At 52.4% G+C, this 16,218-nt stretch carries 14 protein-coding genes and 1 tRNA gene; 4 read left to right on the plus strand and 11 right to left on the minus strand.

Annotated features, from left to right (window positions below; genetic code table 11):
- Positions 1–29 precede the first annotated feature (29 nt).
- Positions 30–617, minus strand: coding sequence for a hypothetical protein (locus E6072_RS03285; protein ID WP_316693704.1), 588 nt, complete (start codon positions 615–617; stop codon positions 30–32).
- A gap of 155 nt (positions 618–772) precedes the next feature.
- On the opposite strand from E6072_RS03285, the gene lexA reads away from it, so the two are divergent.
- From lexA to E6072_RS03300, 3 genes are all read left to right on the plus strand, one after another.
- On the plus strand, positions 773–1,462 hold the full coding sequence (gene lexA, locus E6072_RS03290) for a transcriptional repressor LexA (RefSeq protein WP_278605769.1): 690 nt from the start codon (positions 773–775) through the stop codon (positions 1,460–1,462).
- 202 nt (positions 1,463–1,664) lie between these two features.
- Positions 1,665–1,741: transfer RNA gene (locus tag E6072_RS03295), tRNA-Met, on the plus strand.
- A 77-nt stretch (positions 1,742–1,818) separates the two neighbouring features.
- Positions 1,819–2,223: an OsmC family protein gene (locus tag E6072_RS03300; protein ID WP_278605768.1), complete on the plus strand. Its 405-nt coding sequence runs from the start codon at positions 1,819–1,821 to the stop codon at positions 2,221–2,223.
- Between the two features lie 97 nt (positions 2,224–2,320).
- Here the strand turns inward: E6072_RS03300 and E6072_RS03305 are convergent, their stop codons facing one another.
- Complete coding sequence (locus tag E6072_RS03305) at positions 2,321–3,901, minus strand: UDP-N-acetylmuramoyl-L-alanyl-D-glutamate--2,6-diaminopimelate ligase (RefSeq protein WP_316693706.1); 1,581 nt, start codon at positions 3,899–3,901, stop codon at positions 2,321–2,323.
- Between the two features lie 66 nt (positions 3,902–3,967).
- The gene (locus tag E6072_RS03310; RefSeq protein ID WP_316693708.1) at positions 3,968–4,819 is read right to left on the minus strand and encodes a PHP domain-containing protein; all 852 of its coding nucleotides are present in this window, start codon (positions 4,817–4,819) and stop codon (positions 3,968–3,970) included.
- A gap of 36 nt (positions 4,820–4,855) precedes the next feature.
- Here E6072_RS03310 and E6072_RS03315 point away from each other — a divergent pair, with 36 nt between their 5' ends.
- A complete protein-coding gene (locus E6072_RS03315; RefSeq protein ID WP_316693710.1) occupies positions 4,856–6,421 on the plus strand; it encodes an aminopeptidase P family protein in 1,566 nt (521 codons plus the stop codon).
- Positions 6,422–6,456: 35 nt separating this feature from the next.
- On the opposite strand, the gene E6072_RS03320 is transcribed toward E6072_RS03315, so the two are convergent.
- The 8 genes from E6072_RS03320 to E6072_RS03355 form a co-directional block, all read right to left on the minus strand.
- Complete coding sequence (locus E6072_RS03320) at positions 6,457–7,215, minus strand: amino acid ABC transporter ATP-binding protein (RefSeq protein WP_316693711.1); 759 nt, start codon at positions 7,213–7,215, stop codon at positions 6,457–6,459.
- 5 nt (positions 7,216–7,220) lie between these two features.
- On the minus strand, positions 7,221–7,874 hold the full coding sequence (locus E6072_RS03325) for an amino acid ABC transporter permease (protein ID WP_316693713.1): 654 nt from the start codon (positions 7,872–7,874) through the stop codon (positions 7,221–7,223).
- 45 nt (positions 7,875–7,919) lie between these two features.
- Positions 7,920–8,726: an amino acid ABC transporter substrate-binding protein gene (locus tag E6072_RS03330; RefSeq protein ID WP_316693715.1), complete on the minus strand. Its 807-nt coding sequence runs from the start codon at positions 8,724–8,726 to the stop codon at positions 7,920–7,922.
- A 188-nt stretch (positions 8,727–8,914) separates the two neighbouring features.
- On the minus strand, positions 8,915–10,750 hold the full coding sequence (locus E6072_RS03335; RefSeq protein WP_399335201.1) for a dipeptide ABC transporter ATP-binding protein: 1,836 nt from the start codon (positions 10,748–10,750) through the stop codon (positions 8,915–8,917).
- A 32-nt stretch (positions 10,751–10,782) separates the two neighbouring features.
- Positions 10,783–11,730, minus strand: coding sequence for an ABC transporter permease (locus E6072_RS03340; RefSeq protein ID WP_316693717.1), 948 nt, complete (start codon positions 11,728–11,730; stop codon positions 10,783–10,785).
- Positions 11,723–12,649: an ABC transporter permease gene (locus E6072_RS03345; RefSeq protein ID WP_278619506.1), complete on the minus strand. Its 927-nt coding sequence runs from the start codon at positions 12,647–12,649 to the stop codon at positions 11,723–11,725. The genes E6072_RS03340 and E6072_RS03345 overlap by 8 nt, the downstream gene beginning before the upstream one ends.
- A gap of 151 nt (positions 12,650–12,800) precedes the next feature.
- Positions 12,801–14,441 carry an ABC transporter substrate-binding protein gene (locus E6072_RS03350; protein WP_316693720.1) on the minus strand — a complete coding sequence of 547 codons (1,641 nt, stop codon included), beginning with the start codon at positions 14,439–14,441 and terminating at the stop codon, positions 12,801–12,803.
- A 273-nt stretch (positions 14,442–14,714) separates the two neighbouring features.
- Positions 14,715–16,139, minus strand: a complete 1,425-nt coding sequence (locus E6072_RS03355; RefSeq protein ID WP_316693939.1) for an amino acid permease — start codon at positions 16,137–16,139, stop codon at positions 14,715–14,717.
- Positions 16,140–16,218: the final 79 nt, after the last annotated feature.

Genomic DNA, 16,218 nt, shown 5'->3' on the forward strand with positions numbered 1-16,218 from the left:
GCTTCCTTGATTATCCCCTGCCGATAGGATTACCGTCCTAACAGGAGATCCGCCGAGGAAGCTTGACTGTTTTCTGCCGTCACCGCGCTAGAAATCTGGCTTGTTTCCCCGACACCATCAGCGGTCGCATCCCAATAACCGCCAAGTCCGATACCGGAGATTAACGCTGCTGCCACCAGCAATAGTCCGAAGGACACTTGGAATAATTTATGGCTAACCCGGGGAACCACGAGTTTCTTAGGCGATTGATTTTGGGGAGCCGGGCGCCGCGCACTGTCTTGGTTTTCAGCCTTGGCAGCGGGAGGAACCGCTATCAGCGGTACTGGTTTTACCTGTTCGGTGCGAGGCGCTCGGCGCGCCCATTGGGGAAGCGAGTCAAAAGCTGCTGCCGGCCCCTCCGTGCGGTTCTCCCTACCGACGGCGGGCGGGCATTGCAATTTTGAGCCCGCAGGATGACGGGACTTAGCCCGTGCACGTTCTATATAGGTGGCGTCAACCAACTGGAGGTGAGGACGCTTCGGCTTTGCCGTAGAAAGCTTCGCCAACTGGTAGCTCCCCAAACCCACTACCCGTTTTTGGGCTAGTTCTTCCAGATTGAAAGAAAGTTGTGTGGACATGACTACACCTTTCTCGAACAAACGTTCGTCGAACATCTGTTTGATATACTAACTACTAGCCACTACGAAAGCAAGCGAAAACGATAAATTTATCGAACAAATGTTTGCATAACGGGTCACAATTTCTTATGATCAAGGTGACAGCGGGAGGGAACATGAGCAAAGACCAAAAGGATTCCTTGAATATTGAAACATTACGTCCGCGCGCGCGCTCTATTTTCGAGGCGGTTTGCGCTGGTATTCGCGCTCAGGGATACCCGCCCTCAGTTAGGGAAATTGCGGCAGCTGTGGGTCTGTCTTCCTCATCCACAGTCAAACACCACCTAGACAATCTGGTCAGTCAGGGTTTCTTAGTACGCGCCGCGGGAAGAAGCCGTGCCCTCGAGGTAAACCCGCAATTCACGGCACTTTCAACCAGTGAGCCGGATCCCGAATCTTCAATTGCGCAACTAGCGGAAGTAACTCCCTTAAATCATCACGCGATTCCCTTGGTAGGACAGATTGCTGCCGGTACCCCCATTGATGCCCAGCAAGACATAGAGGACGTTTTCACCATCCCTACCCGTTTTACCGGCGATGGCGAACTCTTTATGCTCAAGGTACATGGCGACTCGATGATCGAAGCGGCGATCTGCGATGGTGACTGGGTGGTAGTTCGTCGCCAAAACGTAGCCGAACTCGGCGAGATCGTAGCTGCCATGATCGAGGGGGAAGCTACTGTTAAAACCCTTGCGCGGCGGGATGGTCACATCTGGCTGCTGCCCCACAACCCGGCATTTGAACCGATTCCCGGCGATAATGCCACGATTTTAGGAAAAGTAGTTACCGTTCTGCGAGCGCTATAAACTGATCCCTTCCGGGCTCTAAGGGGTTATTACTTCACTATCTAACGTCTGCACCGAAATCTTTACGGCTAAAAATGCCCCTCTCTCCCCTTAAATCCCTGTTTAAACTGCCATTTCAGGCTCTAAAGATCTTAACGTGACTTCTTCTACAGTGAATTTTTTTGCCTTTAGGTAGCTCGCCTGCTTAACATAGACAGGTCGACGCGGGGTGGAGCAGTTCGGTAGCTCGCCGGGCTCATAACCCGGAGGTCGTTGGTTCAAATCCAGCCCCCGCTACCAGTAAAAATCCTGCAGCCCTAGGTTGCAGGATTTTTCATCTTTCTACACATCCCGCTTTTTCCTGCCACAATAAGGGCATGAGTAAAATTTTGTGGGCATACCGCCAAGGCAAGAAACACTACGTAGGACAAAATGAGCGTGGCGCGAAAGTAGAAATCGGGATGGGTGAAAATCAATTCACTCCCGGGGAGCTACTGCAACTAGCACTGGCTACTTGCCATACATTCTCCGCCGATCACGTATTTTCTGCCGCTTTAGGGAAGGATTTTGCAGCTTCTGTAGGGGTGGCAGCACAAAAAGATGAGCGCCGTGATTCCTATGCGCATTTGACAGTAGAAATGGTAGCTGACCTCGCCGAACTAAGCGAGGAGCAAGTAACGCAGTTGCGGCAAAAATCCCAGGAAGCAATCGATAAATACTGCACCGTTGGCCATACCCTAGACGATGGCGCCAGCTACGACTTTGACCTAGTCTCAGAATAGCCACCTCAGTACGGATTAACTCCCAGGGGCACGATACCTCTGCCCCGCCCTCGTATGATGCGAAGCGCAGGAAATAGGGTTGCTATCCTAGCAGGTATTATCCCTGGATATGCGCGCGATTCTTATAGGCAACCAGACAATCCTGAGCCACCGGGGTGTCATTAAAGGCGTGGAAAACCCCTTCAATTTCTTGATAGGGCTCCGCGCCCTTGCCGGTGATTATTACCGTATCGTCCTTAGCAGCCGTCAAAATCGCTTTACGAATTGCGTCCCGGCGGCAGGTGTTAACCTCGCATACATTCTCCATCTGAGGACGCACTTCTTTAATCCCTGACAGCAGCTGGGCACGAATATTCTCTGCGTTTTCGGTGCGCGGATTTTCGTCAGTAACCCAGAGCATATCTGCTTCTTTAGCTGCTACTTTAGCTAGTGGTACCCGTTTAGTGGCATCGCGATCTCCATCGGTACCAAATACCAAATGTAGTTTTCCGGGCGTAAACTCTTGCATGGTGCGCAGAATCGAAGCTAAAGCCTCCGGGGTGTGGGCATAATCATTGATGACCAGCGGGGTGCCTTCATTACGCCGGCCGACAATTTCTAGACGCCCGGGAACGGCTAGGCTCGCTAAGCCCGCTTTTACGGCCTCGGCAGGAATTCCAATTCCGGTAACCATTAAATAGGCAATCGCGGCATCTTGCACATTGACTTCTCCGGGCAGGGCAACGGTGATTTCTTCCTCGCGTCCCCTATTCGGTTCCGTCTTCCCGGTCAAAGTAAAATCGCAGGCAGCGTGGGCTATATTGTTAACTTTTCGGGTCACTACCCAATCGGCTTGTGCATCCGGATCATAGGCAGATACTGTCACCTTATTGGTGTCGCAATTGGCCGCTAGCTGCTGCCCCCACTTATCATCAGTGCAGATCACGCTATAATCCGTAAACTCTTTCGAACACAACCGCGCTTTAGCAGCCAGATAGTTTTCCATAGTGTGGAAATAATCCAGGTGATCATGCTGCAGATTGGTAAAAGCGGTGGCATCGAACTTCATTCCAGCTATACGAGCCAAAGCCAAGGCATGTGCGGACACTTCCACGACTGCGGCTTGCATTCCCTGCTCTACCCCATAAGCCAAAATACGCTGCAGCATTGGGCCTTCAAAAGTGGTACGCGAAGATTGAATCCGCAGTTCCCCCACCTGCGTCTCTGCAGTGGAAAGAATCATGGTGGAAAGCCCCGCCGCCTCAAAAGCGGCTTTGGCAGCAAAACAAGTGGTGGTCTTACCGTTAGTTCCCGTTACCGCCACGGTTTTCATTTTTCCAGCCGGATTATCGAAGGCTCTAATAGCCAGGGGCGAGGCCGCTTGCCGTGGATCAGGCACCGTTACCACCGGGATTTTCACCCCTTGGGAGCGAGCCAGCTCCGCCCCTTTTTCATCAGTAATCACCGCTGCTGCCCCCAGGGATTCCACTTCGCTGGCAAACTTGGCGGCATGCACATTGGCTCCCCCCACGGCGATAAAGGCCTCCCCGGCCAAAATCTCATCGGAAGCCATCGAAACTCCCCGCACCTGAGCCTTTTCCCAGGCAGGATCAATTTGGGCGGCAACCCCCTCCACTAGGCGTGCTAGCGAAACCGGGGCGATATTTTGGGGACGAAAATCTCGAAAAGTTACGGTCATAACCTCTACTCTAGTGGCAATCTCCGCCGGGCGATAAAGTGAGCATCCGCAGCCTCCTCCCTTTTCTCAAGGGCACACCAGTTCGCCTGCTCCCCTGCTGCAGATTTCTGCAAATACTTCGGAAGCTGTCAGGCATTGTCCCAGTTGATTAGGTTTGCCTCCCCCGTGATAATCGGAAGACCCGGTAACAAAAAGCCCCAATTCTTGTGCTATTTCGCTAACTTCTGCCTGTTCCGCAGAGGTTTGCTCCGGGTGAAAAGCCTCCAGGGCAAACAATCCCGCCTCTTTTAGCTGGGCAATAGTGGCTACCGATAAGAATCGGCGCTGCCGGCCGCCCGATCGCGGGTGCGCCAGAACCGGGACTCCCCCTGCTTTTATTACCTGTTCCACTGCGCAGACGGTATCGGGAGCCTGATAATGCACATAGTATTTACTGGAAGTAGCCAGTACCTGTTCAAATGCGGCGGAGCGATTCGGGAAATACCCGGCCTTCACCAAAACATCAGCCACATGCGGCCGCCCTATGGGGCTCGATCCCGCCTGCCCGAGAACCTCCTGATAAGAAATATCGAAATCTTGGGATAAACGCTGTACCATTTGCCGCATTCGCTGCTGACGCGCCTGCACCGTTTTTTCAAATAAATCCGGCAGTACCTGGCTTTTCAGGTCAGGTAAATACGCCAGCAGATGAGCGGTGATTCCCTGATGCGAGGTAGAAATCTCTACCCCCGGAACCAGACTAACCCCGCATTTCGGCACCATTTTACTGGCCTCAGCTATCCCCGTGAAGGTGTCGTGATCGGTGAGGGCGACTACGTCTAGACCTGCTTGCGCGGCCAGAACCATTACCTGCTCTGGGGTATCAGTACCATCTGAACAGCAAGAATGAGTATGTAAATCAATTCGCGCAGCCGCCATAGGACTTATTTTAAGCCATCGTGGCATGATGGAAGCATGGAAGAAAACTCAGCACCCGCACAAGATCAGCCCCTTAAAGACCGGGTAAATAACCGTTCTCGCCGCATTGGCAGTCCCGCATTTCGCGAGTTTATTGGCAGCGGCTGGGGCGAACGCAAAGATCCCGACCCTATTCCCAGTCATGCTCGAGATTTTTTGGCTGCTCGCTATCAAAAACTAGGCGCCCAGTTCCGGGGCGAACGCCTGGTGATCCCCGCCGGAAACTACAAGGTTCGCTCCAATGACTGCGACTATCGCTTCCGGGCACACTCTGCCTTCGCCCATTTGACCGGGCTAGGCGGGGAACTAGAACCCGACGCCACCCTAGTCCTGGAACCGCTAACCGATAAGGAAGGCACCCCCTTAGAGAACGCCCCCGACAATGAGGGCGCAGCCACCCATCGCGGGATCGTATTTTTCCGTCCCCAAGCTCCGCGCAGCAGCGAAGAGTTTTATGCCGACTCTACTTATGGCGAGTTCTGGGTGGGACCGCGAATGACCCTTTCCCAGATGGAGGCGGTGACTGGCCTTGAGGCGCGCCCGCTAGATACTTTGCCCGATCAACTGGCTAAAGATGCCGGTCTAGTACAGCTGCGAGTTATTCGCGAGGTCGATGCTTCGGTGCAGGCGACGGTAAAGAAGGTACGTAGCGAAGCCGGGCTGCCAAGTGGAGAGGACGCGCGAGGGCTGGACGAGAAACTGGAAGAGGCTGCCTCGGTATTGCGCTTGCAAAAGGATGCCTCCGAAGTCAAGGAGCTAGAACACGCGATTGCAGTGACCAAATCGGGCTTTGAAGCCATGATTCGGGCGCTACCACGTGCCGTACAACACCACCGCGGTGAGCGGGTGATTGAGGGAGCCTTCCAGGCGCGGGCCCGCGAAGAAGGCAATGGTCTGGGATACGACACCATCGCGGCCTCGGGAAATCACGCCAATACTTTGCATTGGATTGACAATGATGGTCCAGTGCGCGAAGGCGATCTAATTTTGATTGATGCCGGAGTGGAAGCAGATTCGCTCTATACCGCGGATATCACCCGCACCCTGCCGGTAAATGGCAAGTTCACCCCGGTGCAAGCCAAGGTGTATAACGCAGTCCTCGATGCCTGCGAGGCCGGCTTGGCGCAAGCCAATAAGCCCGGATGCAAGTTCAAAGATGTACATGACGCGGCAGTTGCGGCTCTGGTTAAACACTTGGATGCCTGGGGGGTGCTGCCGGTTAACGCCGAGCAGACCCTGTCAGAGGACGGCGGGGAATACCGGCGCTGGATGCCACATGGAGTCTCCCACCACTTAGGACTAGACGTCCACGATTGCGCCTTAGCGGCTCGGGATATGTATATGGACGCCCTGCTCGAGCCGGGCATGTGTTTCACTATCGAGCCAGGTCTTTATTTCCACCAGGACGATGAACTCTTACCCGAGGAACTGCGCGGCATCGGGGTTAGGATCGAGGACGATGTGCTAGTGGAAGCAGACGGGAGCGTAAGGCGCCTGTCAGAAGATATTCCCCGCACTATTGAGGCCGTAGAAGCCTGGATGGCGCAGGTACAAGCCGACTAAAGCGGTAAACGGCAAAACTAGCAGCTTTTAAGCTGTTAGTTTTGCCCGCGGAGTTTATTGAGGAACTGGCGGGTACGTTCTTGGGAAGGATTGCGGATTAGCTGCTTGGCATCCCCGGATTCCAATACCACGCCGTTATCAATAAAGAGGGCGCGATCAGCGACTTCGGCCGCGAACTCCATTTCGTGAGTTACGATTACCATCGTCATCTGCTCCGCTGCCAGCGAGCGAATAATCTGCAGGATTTCGCCAGTCAGCTCCGGATCTAAGGCGGAGGTAGGCTCATCGAAATACAACATTTTCGGCTTCAACGCCAGTGCTCGCGCAATCGCCACTCGCTGTTGTTGCCCACCCGATAACTCTGCGGGATAGGCCTGCCCTTTATCGGCTAGGTTCATCCTTGTGAGCAGCTGCAGCGCTGTTTCTTCGGCTTCTTCGCGCCCTCTCCCCTGTACCTTGATGGGGGCATCAATGAGATTTCTCAGCACTGTCCAATGAGGAAACAGGTTAAAGTCTTGGAAAACCAACCCAAAGTCGCGCCGGAACTCGCGCTCGTCCTCGGTAGACACCTTAACGCCGTCCTCTTTCTTTAGTGCCTGCTTCCCGAAATAGCAGATTTCACCGCTGTCCATTTCTTCCAAGAAAGTGCAGCAGCGCAACAGCGTCGATTTTCCAGACCCGGAAGGACCGAGAACCGCTAGCACTTCACCGGTATTGACGCTTAGCGACACCCCTTTTAGCACTCGGTTAGTGCCGAAGCTTTTTTCCATACCGGTAATACGTAGCGCTTCCATCTTCCTCACCTAATCCTGTAGCTTCCCATGCGTTTTTCAATCCGTTCCATCACTACCGCCACTACCAGGTTGAACACCCAGTAGAAGATCCCTGCTGCCACAAAGGGAAGCATAGAAGCGCTGGCGGCGGCCTGCTGCTTGGCGATCGTGAACATTTCCGCATAGGCAATCGCAAAAGCGAGCGACGTATCTTTTACCAAGGTGATTACCTCGTTAGTAATCGAAGGTAAGACCGTGCGGAACATTTGCGGCAACTTGATGGTCAAGAAAGTACGCGCCGGAGAATACCCCAGAACAAAGGCGGCCTCCGATTGTCCCACCGGAATCGCCTGGAAACCGCCACGGTAGATTTCCGCAAAATAGGCGGCGTAGTTAATCGCGAAAGCAATAATCACGGCGCTGAAACGATAGGCGGCTCCAATCTGCATTCCGAAAAGGAAGAAGGGGCCGAAATACACCACCAGCAGTTGCAGCATCAAGGGGGTACCTCGCATCACCGAGATATAAAACTGGATAAGCCAGGCTAGCGGTTTAAACTGGCTCACCCGCCCGCCGTAGACCACCAACCCTAGAGGCAGCGATAAAACCAGGGTGAGCGCGAAGATGATGAAGGTTTGTAGCATACCGCCGGCAAGTTCCGGCAAAAACGATAAATCCATTACCCATAGCTCCCTGCGTTAGCGTTTAGAATTTCGCGCAGTTAACTAATCAGTAACAATTGATTTTTCTAGTTGGTACTTCTTGGCGATTTTCAGGAAAGTACCGTCTTTCTTCATCTCATCCAGAGTCTTTTGTACCTGGTCACGCAAAGCTTGGTTACCCTTCTTAAAACCGATACCGTACTGCTCGGTGTGGAAAGGCGGATCCATAATCTCGAACTTATCTTTCCCGCGCTGAGCCAGCTGATAGTCAGCTACCCCAATATCAACCGCGATTGCATCCGCCGCTCCGGCCTGCAGGGTCATAAACGCGTTATTGTAGTCCGGCACCTGGGTCATTTCTTTGAAACTAGCTACCAAATCTGCGTTTTCCTCATCTTGTAGCGCAGCCAGTCCCGAGGAATCTACCTGCACCAACACAGTTTTGCCCTTCAGATCCGCCGGGGACTTAATCCCCGATCCGGCTTTGGTAACGAACACAATCGAGTTGTCTACGTAGGGCTTAGAGAAAGTGTATTGTTTTTCCCGCCCGTTCATGGTGAAGCCATTCCAGATGCAGTCGATAGTACCTGACTTGAGCTCCATATCTTTGGAGTCCCAATCAATAGCCCGTTTTTGCAGCTTCCAACCGTTACGTTTGGCTACCTCAGCAGCAAGATCCAAGTCGAAACCGACATATTCTCCGCTTTTATCCTTATACCCGTAAGGAGGGAAGTTGGCGTCAAAGCCCACTGTGAAGTCGTCACCTATAGCTTTATCCGTATTAGCGGAACCTGCTCCCCCTGCACATCCGGAAAGCGATAGTGCCAGCACCAGACTGGTTAGCATTAGCAGTGTTTTCTTCAACTTCATTTGGAATCTTTCTCCCTACCCACCTGCAAGACACCTAGAGTTTAACAGAGCGCCTGGCGGATCCTTTTAAACGCTCATTCTCATCTCAGAGTGCAAAACATTTTGGAATTCCGAGCTTTTGGGTATAAAACACCCGGCGTTCTTCCCACTTCCTGGTAACCGCACCCCAAACGGGAAAAAACTGCAGATTAGCCAGCCTGGTAACCAGTGCGAGCTTTCAGCAAGTCCCCACCGGGGACTGCATCGATAAGTTCGCGGGTGTATTCTTTTTGCGGATTGGCGAAAATATCGTCAGCCTTGCCATACTCGACCAGTTTGCCCTGTTCCATTACCGCGATATCGTCAGCGTTTTCACGCACCACCGCCAAGTCATGCGTAATGAACAGATAGGTTAAGCCCAGCCGGCCTTGCAGTTCGTTAAGCAGATGCAGGATCTGATCTTGTACCAACACATCCAAAGCTGATACTGCTTCGTCTAGCACTACCAGTTCGGGGCGCAGCGCCAAGGCGCGCGCAATCGCTACCCTCTGCCGCTGCCCTCCCGACAACTCGTTCGGGAAACGCCGCATAGCGCTACGCGGCAGCGCCACCATATCCAACAAATCTGCGACCCGCTTTTCTCGCTTAGCCCGGTCACCAATATTATGAGTGCGCAGCGGTTCTTCGATACAGCGATATACCGAGAACATAGGATCCAAAGATCCGTAAGGGTTCTGGAAAACCACCTGCATTTTGCGACAAAGCGCAAATAATTGCTTGCGATGCAAAGTAGACAGGTCGATACCTTCGTAATAGACCTTTCCCGAGGTAGGATCGAGCAGATTAAGGATCATATTAGCGACTGTGGATTTGCCGGAACCCGATTCCCCCACTAAAGCCAAAGTGGATCCCCGCCGTACTTGGAAGGAAACGTCATCAACCGCACGGAAAGCCTTCTTCTTACCCTTTTGACCGCGGATTTCAAACTCTTTAACCAAGTGCTCTACGCGGATAACCTCTTCACCGAGGTGTTTTTCTAAAGGCTCGCCCAAAACATTGGTGCCCATAACTTTTTGCCCGGAGCCTTTGGCCGCTGCCACCGCTAGGTTCACATCTGCCGAGGTCTGCGAGTCGATAGTACCGCTGGTCACCTCATCTTCGGAAGGAGAATAATTGATTTCGATCCGCCGAGACGCCAGCGAAGGCGCCGCATTAACCAAGCGCTGAGTATAGGGATGGCGCGGATCATTCAATATTTCCCGGGCAGGCCCGGATTCTACTACCCGCCCGCGGTGCATAACTACCAGGTGGGAGGCACGTTCGGCCGCCAGACCTAAGTCGTGGGTGATAAACAAAGTGGAGGTACCCAGCTCTTGGGTTTCTTTTTCCAAGTGATCCAGAATCCGGCGCTGTACGGTTACATCCAGAGCGCTAGTGGGTTCATCAGCGATTAGCAGCTGCGGTCCGGCCGCTAAACCAATGGCAATCAGCGCGCGCTGGCGCATGCCGCCAGAAAACTCGTGCGGATACTGTTTAGAACGCGCCTCGGCATTGGGCAGACCGGCATCCGATAAGGCTTTCATGGCCTGATCATGGATATTTCCGCCTTTAGTAGCCTCGTTATATTTCAGCGCTTCAGCTACCTGGGATCCAATTTTCCAAACTGGATTCAGGTTTGACATCGGGTCTTGCGGAACCATCCCGATCTGGGCTCCGCGCACCTGTTGCATCTCTTTCTCAGAAAGAGTAGTTAGTTCCCGTCCCGCAAATTTAATGGAGCCACCGGCAACTTTCCCAGTCCCAGGCAGCAAACCAATTATCGACATTGCCAGGGTAGATTTGCCGGAACCGGACTCCCCTACAATCGCCACGGTCTGTCCGCGGTAGAGAGTGAGATTAGCTTTACGAACCGCTGGAACCACCCCGGTGGTGGACTGGAAAGTAACTTCTAAGTCTTTTACTTCCAGTAAGGGTTCGGGCATAGCATTATCACTGGTTGCCGCCGTCTTAGTGAAGGTAGCGTTTTGATCCGAGTCAGCTGCCATAATCTGATCCTTTTGGTTATTTTGATTCACGATTAATGTTTCCTCTGGTTCGGGTCGAGCGCGTCACGGATTACATCCCCCATCATGATGAAGCTCAATACCGTAAGCGCCAAAGCGATCGAAGGCAAGAACAACACCATCGGAGCAGTCCGCAGCTGTTGCTGGGCAGTAGAAATGTCTCCGCCCCAAGAAACGATAGAGGACGGCAAGCCAATCCCCATGAAGGATAGCGTTGCTTCCGCCACAATAAAGGTTCCCAGAGCCACCGTGGCATAAACAATCACGGGAGCCGCCGCATTCGGCAGAATATGGCGCAGCAAAATCCGAATATTAGATACGCCTAGGGTACGAGCTGCAGTTACGTATTCCTCGTTCTTGATAGAAAGCACCGCGCCGCGAGTAATACGAGCAATTTGTGTCCATCCAAAGACCCCCAGCACGATTACCACCATCCAGATGGAACGGTGTTCTTTGAACATTTGCATAATCACAATGGCAGCCAGCACCATCGGGATGGCGAAGAAAATATCCACAATCCGGGAAAGGATCGCGTCTAGAACTCCCCCAAAGTAGCCGGCCAAAGCCCCGAAAATGACGCCGATAATCGTGGCAGTTAGGGTCGAGAAAATCCCGACCGCGATTGAGGCGCGAGCACCATAGATGATCCGAGAATAGAGGTCACAACCCTGTTTATCGAAACCGAAAACATGCCCCTTAGCGGGGCCTTTGAGGGAGTTTTCCAGGGTGCAATAGGTGGGATCTTGAGAAGTAAACAGCTGCGGCACTACGGCCATTAGTACTGACACCACGATGATCACCAACGCTACCCAAAAGAGGGGACGGCGACGCAACTGTTTCCAAGCTTCTCCCCACACCGAGGAGGGTGCCGATTCGTCGGCTACGGCATCCACAGCGCCCAGGCCGGTTTCATCGACCTTGTTTACGAAATGATCTTGTCCAGGCAGTAGTTGGTTACTCATAGCGAATCCTCGGGTCTAGTACAGCGTATAACAGGTCTACTAGCAGGTTAGCGACAATATAGACCAGCACCAGAACGGTGGTAACAGAAACTACCGTGGCGGCTTCACCACGCAAAATAGCCTGGTAAAGAGTGCCGCCCACACCGTTGATCGCAAAGATACCCTCGGTCACAATCGCGCCGGTCATCAAAGCTCCCAGGTCGCCTCCTAGGAAAGTAGCCACCGGGATTAGCGAGTTCCGCAAGACGTGGTGGGTCATTACCCGAGTTTCGGGAATCCCTTTCGCCCGGGCAGTGCGCACGAAGTCAGCGGTCAGATTCTCGGAAACCTCTTGGCGAGTAAGCCGAATGACATAGGCACAGGAAACTGCCCCTAGCACTATCGCCGGCATCAGTAAGGATTGGAAATTAACATTTGCCCCTACAGTCGTAGGGAGCCATCCCAGTTTTACCCCGAATAGGAACTGCAGTAAGAAACCGATAACGAAAGTCGGCACCGCGATTACTACTAGGGAAATCACTAGCACGGTGGAGTCAAAAATTTTGCCTTTTTTGAGTCCGGCGAAAAATCCGAAGAATATCCCGATGACGGCCTCGAAGATAATCGCCATAAAAGCCAGTTTTATCGTTACCGGAAAGGCGTTAGCCATCACTTCGGTAACTTCCCTACCCGAGAAGGTCTTTCCGAAATCTAGGGTGACGATTCCCTTTAAATAAAGCAAATACTGCATCCACAGCGGTTTATCCAGGTTGTATTCCGCCCGAATTTGCGCGGCTACCGAGGGGGGTAGTCCCTTATCTCCGCCTAGTGCCTGCACCGGGTCACCCGGCATGGCATACACCATGGCGAAAATCAGGAACGTTGCCCCAAAGAATACCGGGATCATCTGCAGTAGACGATGCCCTATGTATCTGAGCATTGGTCTCTCCTTGACTATAAGCTGTGTTAAACCTTATCGCGTTAAAGCGCCCAGCAAAAAACCGGAGGCGGGTCAAAAGGCATTTTGCTACCTTGAGACCCGCCTCCGAACCTGCATTTATAGCAGGATTATCTTTTGTTTCTCGCTGTTTTTAGGCGTTCTTAGTGATCTCGTAGTAAACCGGTTCGCTCTTCCAGTTAAAGGCCACGTTGGAAACATTGTCTTTATTCCAGACACCCAAAACATTGGAGTACCACAGCGGGATGGCGGGCAGATCGGTGAACAGGATCGATTGCGCTTCGGCAAACTTCGCATCCTGGTCGTCGCCAACCGGCAACTTAGAGATCTCTACCATCAGTTTGTTGAACTCTTCGTTGTTGTACTTACCGTCGTTGGAGTTACCGTTCTTGGAGTATAGGGGCTCCAGGAAGTTACTCATACCCGGGTAATCAGCTTGCCACCCAGAGCGGAAAGCACCCTTGATGGTTTCCTGGGTAATAGCATCGCGCAAGCCTTTGAAGTCCGGATAAGGATCACCGACTGCATCAATACCCAAGTTGGTCTTGAGCTGGTTGGCGACTGCATCTACCCAGTCTTTATGGGAAGAATCAGAGTTGTAACCGATGGTAAACTTGCCATCGAACTTGGAAATAGCGTCAGCTTTCCCCCATAGTTCCTTAGCCTTAGCTTTATCGAACTTCAAAACTTCCTCGCCTTTAACCTGTTTCATAACTTTGTCGTAGTTAGGCATGGCCGGAGAAGTGAAGTCTTTAGCCGGTACGCGGGTCTTCTGGAAGATCTTCTCGCAAATGCTTGCCCGGTCAATGGCGTAAGAAATCGCTTGCCGACGCAGACGGCCTTCCTCATCCATCCCGAAATGCTTGAGACGATCCGGAATCGTGAAGGACTGGAAAATTGCTACCGGTATATTAGCGTTAGAATCCGGGAAATCAGACTGGAAGGTGCTCATAGAGGCCGCTGGGACATCGTCAAGTACATCCAGCTGACCAGACTGCACATCCGCATAGGCAGCATCAGACTTGGTATAAATCTTGAAAGTGACTCCACCGTTCTTAGCTTCCCGCGGACCGGCGTATTTGTCGTTCTTTACCAGTTCAATAGATTCATTGTGGTGCCATCCCTTGTCCTTGAGCATATAAGGCCCGGAGGTAACCGTGGGGTTCTGGCCGTAGGCTTTCATATCTTTGAAAGCCACATCCGGCAGCGGCACATAGGCAGAGTAACCCAAACGCAGCGCAAAGTCAGAAGTCGGCTGGTTCAGAGTTACTTCAAAAGTGTAATCATCAATCTTCTTCAGGCCGGCCAATTCCGGAACGTCGGGTGCCTCGGCTCCTTCTTCTTCCGGACCTGGGGTAAAGCCCTTAATAACCTCGAAGAAAGAGGAAGACATTTGCGCATTCTTCGGGTTTGCCCCGTAGTTCCAAGCCTTGATGTAGTTATCGGCCTTAATGGGGGAACCATCGGAGAACTTGGCATCCTTCTTGAGCTTAACGGTCCAAACTACTTGATCTTTAGACTCAATCGACTCCGCCAGTTCATTCTTGGCCTCTCCGGTCTTAGGCTCGTAATAGACCAGGCCAGAGAATAGCGCGTCTAGAACGCGTCCACCACCGGTTTCATTGGTAGAAGTCGGAATCAGGGGATTTTGAGGTTCTACGGTGTTTACAGTAATAATCCCTTTGTCATCTGCCTTCGCTGAGGAAGAGTCGCCAGCCCCATTTGAACAACCGGCGAGTCCGAGGGATAGAGCAAGTGCAGATGCAAGGGCCAATGCGCCCCGTCGTTTCACTATTGCCTCCAAGCTTGTTACTTACATTATTAAAGCTGATGTATCAGCAAAATTGTTGACACGATCACAGCCAATATAGCATTCCCAGTTATAGTTTTTACAAAATCCCAAGATTTTCTCGACTTGGCTTTGAGAAACCGATAACTGGTAGGATACCGACTACTCAGGAAACTGGCAGGGGTGCTTTAGGAATCTTCAGGTCAATTCCAACGCCGATGACGCCTATTTCGCCCGGCTTTGAAGCGTTATATCGTTCTAGATATGACGGGATAGATCTGCTTCTTCCGGTTTTACTGCCGAGGCGCGGGTAACTAGTTTATGTCCGCCCCACAGCGCCAAGAAGAACAGCAACCCAATATAAACTGCCAAGAAGTCCATAACCGAGGCTTCCCCGCTTATCACATCCAAAGACTGACCAACTATCACTACCGCGCACATTATGAGCGCAATAATCGGTCCCGCCGGATAGAAACTAGCCTTGTAGGGCAGGTCGCTTAACGATTTGCCTTGGGCTTTATATGCGCGCCGGAAACAGTAATGAGACCAGGCGATTCCCATCCAGGTAATAAAGCCCGCCAGCCCGGAAGCATTCACCAACCATATATAGACCTGACCGGTACCTACGCGCGAGGTGGCAAAGCAAAGTGCACCTACCAAACTGGTAGCCACTAGTGCCATTAAAGGCACGCCGTGACCGGTCAGCCGAGCGAAAATAGCCGGTGCTTTCTTTTCTTTGGCCAGGGAATAGAGCATCCGGGTAGCCACATACATTCCGGAGTTACCGGCAGACAGGATCGAAGTTAAGATAACCGCGTTCATAACGCCCGCAGCTACCGCTACCCCGGCTCGTTCAAACAGCAGAGTAAAGGGAGACTTGGTAACGGCCTCGGTAAAGCCTTGGGCAGTATCGGAATCGGCGCTTGCCCCCTGCAAGAGGGCGGGATCCGAATAGGGAATCAAAAAGGCAATCACCGCGATCGCACCGATATAGAACAGCAGAATCCGCACGAATACCGCCCGAGTAGCGCGGGGAACATTAGTTTCCGGATCTTGAGTTTCCCCGGCCGCAATCCCGATCATCTCGGTACCTTGAAAGGAGAACCCGGCGATCATAAAGACCCCCATAATGCCCCAAAAACCATTAACGAAAGGGGCATCTCCCCGAGTAAAGTTGGTGAAACCTGGAGATTCTCCCCCCATAATCCCCAGCACCATTAAAATCCCCAGCACCAGGAAGACGATTACAGTTACTACTTTTATAGAGGCAAACCAAAACTCGGATTCGCCGAACCCCCGGACTGTAAATGCATTGAGGACAAACAGGATTACCAGGAATAGCAGTGACCATACCCAGGCGGGAACCATAGATTCTGGGAACCAGTATTGCATAACAATGGTGGCAGCAACTAGCTCCGCCGCTACGGTGATTGCCCAGTTGTACCAGTAGTTCCACCCTTGCGAGAAACCAAATGATTTGGATACATAGCGGGTAGCAAAAACTTCAAAAGCGCCCGAGGTGGGACAATAAGTGGCCATCTCTCCCAATGATTGCATTAGGAAAAACACCATGATACCAATCGCCCCATAGGCAACTAGGGCACCACCAGGGCCGGCACCGGTGATAGTACCGCCGGAGGCCACAAACAGTCCCGTACCAATCGCTCCCCCGATGGCGATCATATTCAGATGCCGGGCCTTTAATTTGCGATGCAAATGGGCATTTTCTGCCTGGGATGACTCGAGATTACTATCAGAAATT

The sequence above is a fragment of the Varibaculum cambriense genome (assembly GCF_032557235.1).
GTDB lineage: Bacteria > Actinomycetota > Actinomycetes > Actinomycetales > Actinomycetaceae > Varibaculum > Varibaculum cambriense_C.

What these genes read in the sequence shown, in the direction of transcription:
- E6072_RS03310 (WP_316693708.1), bottom strand. Translation starts at nt 4,819, where the DNA reads ATGGCGGCTGCGCGAATTGATTTACATACTCATTCTTGCTGTTCAGAT.
- E6072_RS03345 (WP_278619506.1), bottom strand. Translation starts at nt 12,649, where the DNA reads ATGCTCAGATACATAGGGCATCGTCTACTGCAGATGATCCCGGTATTC.
- E6072_RS03325 (WP_316693713.1), bottom strand. Translation starts at nt 7,874, where the DNA reads ATGGATTTATCGTTTTTGCCGGAACTTGCCGGCGGTATGCTACAAACC.
- E6072_RS03315 (WP_316693710.1), top strand. Translation starts at nt 4,856, where the DNA reads ATGGAAGAAAACTCAGCACCCGCACAAGATCAGCCCCTTAAAGACCGG.
- lexA (WP_278605769.1), top strand. Translation starts at nt 773, where the DNA reads ATGAGCAAAGACCAAAAGGATTCCTTGAATATTGAAACATTACGTCCG.
- E6072_RS03305 (WP_316693706.1), bottom strand. Translation starts at nt 3,901, where the DNA reads ATGACCGTAACTTTTCGAGATTTTCGTCCCCAAAATATCGCCCCGGTT.
- E6072_RS03335 (WP_399335201.1), bottom strand. Translation starts at nt 10,750, where the DNA reads ATGGCAGCTGACTCGGATCAAAACGCTACCTTCACTAAGACGGCGGCA.
- E6072_RS03330 (WP_316693715.1), bottom strand. Translation starts at nt 8,726, where the DNA reads ATGAAGTTGAAGAAAACACTGCTAATGCTAACCAGTCTGGTGCTGGCA.
- E6072_RS03285 (WP_316693704.1), bottom strand. Translation starts at nt 617, where the DNA reads ATGTCCACACAACTTTCTTTCAATCTGGAAGAACTAGCCCAAAAACGG.
- E6072_RS03300 (WP_278605768.1), top strand. Translation starts at nt 1,819, where the DNA reads ATGAGTAAAATTTTGTGGGCATACCGCCAAGGCAAGAAACACTACGTA.
- E6072_RS03355 (WP_316693939.1), bottom strand. Translation starts at nt 16,139, where the DNA reads ATGATCGCCATCGGGGGAGCGATTGGTACGGGACTGTTTGTGGCCTCC.
- E6072_RS03340 (WP_316693717.1), bottom strand. Translation starts at nt 11,730, where the DNA reads ATGAGTAACCAACTACTGCCTGGACAAGATCATTTCGTAAACAAGGTC.
- E6072_RS03320 (WP_316693711.1), bottom strand. Translation starts at nt 7,215, where the DNA reads ATGGAAGCGCTACGTATTACCGGTATGGAAAAAAGCTTCGGCACTAAC.